This is a genomic window from Streptomyces sp. rh34 (assembly GCF_002551245.1).
Lineage (GTDB): Bacteria > Actinomycetota > Actinomycetes > Streptomycetales > Streptomycetaceae > Streptomyces.
Genome location: NZ_NTGZ01000380.1, coordinates 1 through 5,093 on the forward strand (window position 1 = coordinate 1; position 5,093 = coordinate 5,093).

Consider the following 5,093-nt stretch of genomic DNA (forward strand, 5'->3'; position numbering starts at 1 on the left):
CGTCCGGCCGGTCCCGGTGGCGGCGGCGGTGCCGGTCGTCCCGGTGGCGGCGGCGGCTTCGGCGGTCGTCCCGGCTTCGGTGGCCGTCCCGGCGGCCCCGGTGCCCGTGGTGGCACACAGGGTGCGTTCGGCCGTCCCGGTGGTCCCGCGCGTCGTGGTCGCAAGTCGAAGCGGCAGAGGCGCCAGGAGTACGAGTCCATGCAGGCCCCGTCGGTGGGCGGCGTCATGCTGCCCCGCGGCAACGGGCAGGCAGTGCGGCTGTCCCGCGGTGCTTCCCTCACGGACTTCGCGGAGAAGATCAACGCGAACCCGGCGTCGCTCGTCGGCGTGATGATGAACCTCGGCGAGATGGTCACCGCGACGCAGTCCGTCCCCGACGAGACGCTGCGGTTGCTCGCGGACGAGATGAACTTCGTCCTCGAGATCGTCAGCCCCGAGGAGGAGGACCGCGAGCTGCTCGAGTCCTTCGACATCGAGTTCGGCGAGGACGAGGGCGGCGAAGAGGCACTGGTCTCGCGTCCGCCGGTCGTGACCGTCATGGGTCACGTCGACCACGGTAAGACCCGACTGCTGGACGCGATCCGCAAGACGAACGTCGTCGCGGGCGAGGCCGGCGGCATCACGCAGCACATCGGTGCCTACCAGGTCGGCGCCGAGGTCAACGGCGAGGACCGCCGTATCACCTTCATCGACACCCCGGGTCACGAGGCGTTCACCGCCATGCGTGCACGTGGTGCGAAGTCCACCGACATCGCGATCCTCGTGGTGGCGGCGAACGACGGTGTGATGCCCCAGACGATCGAGGCGCTGAACCACGCCAAGGCGGCCGAGGTGCCGATCGTCGTCGCGGTCAACAAGATCGACGTCGAGGGTGCCGACCCGACCAAGGTGCGCGGTCAGCTCACCGAGTTCGGTCTGGTGGCCGAGGAGTACGGCGGCGACACGATGTTCGTCGACATCTCCGCCAAGCAGGGCCTCAACATCGAGGCTCTTCTGGAGGCCGTCGTCCTCACCGCCGACGCCTCGCTCGACCTGCGGGCCAACCCGGAGCAGGACGCGCAGGGTATTGCGATCGAGTCCCACCTCGACCGCGGTCGCGGTGCCGTCTCGACCGTCCTGGTCCAGCGCGGAACGCTGCGCATCGGTGACACGGTGGTCGTCGGCGACGCGTACGGCCGTGTCCGGGCGATGCTCGACGACAACGGTCAGAACGTCCAGGAAGCGGGTCCCTCGACCCCCGTCCTGGTGCTCGGTCTCACCAACGTCCCGGGCGCCGGCGACAACCTCCTGGTCGTCGACGAGGACCGTACGGCCCGGCAGATCGCCGAGAAGCGTGCCGCCCGTGAGCGCAACGCCAACTTCGCCCGCAAGGGTGTCCGGTTCTCCCTGGAGAACCTGGACGAGGCGCTCAAGGCCGGCCTGGTCCAGGAGCTCAACCTCATCATCAAGGGCGACGCGTCCGGTTCGGTGGAGGCTCTCGAGTCCTCGCTGCTCCAGCTCGACGTCGGCGAAGAGGTCGACATCCGGATCCTGCACCGCGGTGTGGGTGCGGTCACCGAGTCGGACATCAACCTGGCGACCGGCTCCGACGCCATCGTGATCGGCTTCAACGTGCGCGCCGCAGGGCGCGCCGAGCAGATGGCCGAGCGCGAGGGCGTGGACGTCCGGTACTACTCGGTCATCTACCAGGCGATCGAAGAGATCGAAGCGGCCCTCAAGGGCATGCTCAAGCCGGAGTACGAAGAGGTCGAGCTCGGCACGGCGGAGATCCGCGAGATCTTCCGCTCGTCCAAGCTGGGCAACATCGCCGGTGTGCTGGTCCGCTCCGGCGAGGTCAAGCGCAACACCAAGGCGCGCCTGCTGCGCGATGGCAAGGTCATCGCGGAGAGCCTCAACATCTCCGGTCTGCGCCGCTTCAAGGACGACGTCACCGAGATCCGCGAAGGCTTCGAGGGCGGTATCAACCTCGGAAACTTCAACGACATCAAGATCGACGACGTCATCGCGACGTACGAGATGCGCGAGAAGCCGCGAGGCTGATCAACTCTCGGGTCCGCGAGGATCCGCAGGGATTCGGAAGGGGCCCGGGAGTTCGCTCCCGGCCCCCCTCCACCACGGTCGGGGCCGGTCGACGGGTCGTATTTCCGTCGATCGGCTCCGGCCGTTCCGGTACGGTTCTGATGTCCCCGGCAAGCTCTGGCGGGGCACGAACCCGAACCGGCGGGACATCCGGACACACATGTATGTGGGGACCCTGTCCTTCGATCTGCTCCTCGGCGACGTACGGTCGTTGAAGGAGAAGCGTTCCGTCGTCCGCCCGATCGTCGCCGAGCTCCAGCGCAAGTACGCGGTGAGCGCGGCCGAGACCGGCGGACAGAATCTCCACCGCAGGGCCGAGATCGGCCTTGCCGTGGTCTCCGGTGACACCGGACACCTCACGGACGTACTGGACCGCTGCGAACGGCTGGTCGCAGGACGCCCCGAGGTGGAGCTGCTGTCGGTGAGACGGCGGCTGCACAGTGACGAAGACTGACAGTCGAGCGAAATCAGAAGGAAGAGTGACGGACCGGTGACCGACAACGCGCGGGCCCGCAAGCTGGCCGATCGCATCCAGGTCGTGGTCGCGGAGACCCTGGACCGGCGAATCAAGGATCCGCGGCTGGGATTCGTGACGATCACGGACGCCCGGGTCACCGGCGACCTGCGGGAGGCCACGGTCTTCTACACGGTCTACGGCGACGACGAGGAGCGCGCGGCCTCCGCCGCGGCGCTGGAGAGCGCCAAGGGCGTCCTCCGTACCGAGGTCGGCCGGCAGACCGGGGTCAGGTTCACGCCGAGCCTGGCCTTCGTCCCGGACGCCCTCCCGGACAACGCCCGCACCATCGAGGACCTCCTCGACAAGGCGCGGGCCAAGGACGCGGAGGTGCGCCAGGTGTCCACGGGCGCGCAGTACGCCGGCGACGCCGACCCGTACCGCAAACCCGAGGACGAGGACGAGGAGACCGGGACCGAGACCGAGACCGAGACCGACGGATCCTCCGAGAAGAACGAGGGCCCGGCCTCCGCATGACCGAGCAGACCACCACGCCGGACGGCCTTGTCATCGTCGACAAGCCGTCCGGCTTCACTTCGCACGACGTCGTCGCCAAGATGCGCGGCATCGCCCGGACCCGGCGGGTCGGCCACGCCGGCACGCTGGACCCGATGGCGACCGGCGTCCTCGTGCTCGGGGTCCAGCGGGCCACCAAGCTGCTGGGCCACCTCGCCCTGACCGAGAAGGAGTACCTCGGCACGATCCGGCTCGGCCAGGACACCGTCACCGACGACGCCGAGGGCGAGATCACCTCGTCCACCGACGCCTCCGGCGTGACCCGCGAGTCCATCGACGCCGGGGTGGCCGCACTGACCGGACGGATCATGCAGGTCCCGTCCAAGGTCAGCGCCATCAAGATCAACGGCAAGCGGTCCTACGCGCGGGTGCGCGGCGGCGAGGAGTTCGAGATCCCGGCCCGCCCGGTGACCGTCTCCTCCTTCCGCGTCTACGACGTCCGTGAGGCCGTCGCCGAGGACGGCACCCCCGTCCTCGACCTGGTCGTCTCCGTCGTCTGCTCCTCGGGGACGTACATCCGCGCCATCGCCCGCGACCTCGGCGCCGGGCTCGGCGTCGGCGGCCACCTGACCGCGCTGCGCCGCACCCGGGTCGGCCCCTACGGACTGGACGGGGCACGGACGCTCGATCAGCACCAGCAGGAGCTGACCGTGATGCCGGTCGCCGAGGCGGCCGCCTCCGCGTTCCCCCGCTGGGACGTGGACGACAAGCGCGCCAAGCTGCTCCTCAACGGCGTACGGCTGGACATGCCCGCGTATCCGCCGGGGCCGGTCGCGGTCTTCGGGCCCGACGGCGCGTTCCTCGTGCTCGTCGAGGAGGAGAAGGGCAAGGCCAAGAGCCTCGCCGTCTTCGCCTGAGCCGGTACGCCGGGTACCCGCGTCCGAGCCCGTACCGCGCGCCCGCAGTACCGTGCGCCGGTCGCGCTCCCCGCGTCCGAGCCGCCCCCGCTACGGCGGGTCATGCGTGGGGCGGGCACCCAAGCCCCACCCGGTGCCCGCCCCACGTTCCCCTCCCCGGGACCATCCCTGCTCCCCGGGGGACACGCTTATTCACCCCATCGGACGGGCGCTCGGAGTGAATACCAGGGGCGTGGGGGGCGCTTTCCCCGTCCGCGCGCTCCGGGAGATCACCGACGGCCTAACGTCGCACCATGGGCAGTGGGGACCGGTCGAAGCTGGTAAGAATCTGTGATCAGGCCGGCCGGCCGCGAGGGACGGGATTCGTCGCGGACGACCGCGGCACGGTCATCACCGCCCATCAGGCCGTGACCGCCCCGGGCCCCCTCCTCCTCCACGGCACCGACGGGCGCACCTGCGCCGTCGCCCCCGACGACATCACCGCGCTGCCCGCCCTCGGTCTCGCCCTCCTGCGCACCGGCGGCCCCGAGGCCCTCGACGCCGAACCCCTGCCCATCGCCGCCCGCGACCTCGCGGAGCCCGGCGGTTACGTGGACATCGCCGCCCACGGGCGGCGCGAGGCCCGGGTGCTCGGCACCACCCCCGCCACCTACACCGCACCGGACGGCGTCGGACACCCGGTCCCCGCCGCCCTGGAGCTCGCCCTCGGCACCGACGGCCGCGACGCCCTGCGCTCCGGGGGCGCGGCCATCGGCGGGCCCGTCACCGACCCGGCCACCGGCGCTGTCGTGGGCATCCTCTGCACCGCCCTCGCCGCCCCGCACGAGGCGGCCGGCCTCGCGCTCCCGATCACCCGGGGCACGGAGGGGGCGCTGGACGCCCTGCTGCGCCGCAACGCCACCGCCGCCCCCGCCTACGGCCCCGACCTCAACCTCGCCGGGGCCCTCCAGCTCACCGCCATTTCCGTCGGTTCGGCGGACGGTCCGCGAGCCCGCACCGCCCCCGTCGAGCGCGCCGACGTCCACGCCGAGCTCGCCGCCTTCGCCGTTGGCACGGGCCTGGTCCTCGGCCTCGTCGGAGCACCCGGCACCGGCCGCACCACCGAGCTGGCCGCCCTCGCGGAGCGC

At 71.2% G+C, this 5,093-nt stretch carries 5 protein-coding genes; all 5 read left to right on the forward strand.

Annotated elements, in window-relative coordinates:
- Window positions 1-2,040 (forward strand): translation initiation factor IF-2 (gene infB, locus CR470_RS35580; protein WP_097871688.1); only part of this gene is annotated, 2,040 nt, incomplete at its 5' end.
- Window positions 2,041-2,239: 199 nt separating this feature from the next.
- The gene (locus CR470_RS35585; RefSeq protein WP_018960670.1) at window positions 2,240-2,533 is read left to right on the forward strand and encodes a DUF503 domain-containing protein; all 294 of its coding nucleotides are present in this window, start codon (window positions 2,240-2,242) and stop codon (window positions 2,531-2,533) included.
- 36 nt (window positions 2,534-2,569) lie between these two features.
- The gene (rbfA, locus tag CR470_RS35590) at window positions 2,570-3,070 is read left to right on the forward strand and encodes a 30S ribosome-binding factor RbfA (protein WP_097871684.1); all 501 of its coding nucleotides are present in this window, start codon (window positions 2,570-2,572) and stop codon (window positions 3,068-3,070) included.
- Window positions 3,067-3,966 (forward strand): tRNA pseudouridine(55) synthase TruB, encoded by a 900-nt coding sequence (gene truB, locus CR470_RS35595; RefSeq protein WP_097871686.1) that lies wholly within the window; start codon window positions 3,067-3,069, stop codon window positions 3,964-3,966. The genes rbfA and truB overlap by 4 nt, the downstream gene beginning before the upstream one ends.
- Before the next feature lie 293 nt (window positions 3,967-4,259).
- A partial coding sequence (locus CR470_RS35600) for a trypsin-like peptidase domain-containing protein (RefSeq protein WP_373561465.1) occupies window positions 4,260-5,093 on the forward strand: 834 nt, incomplete at its 3' end.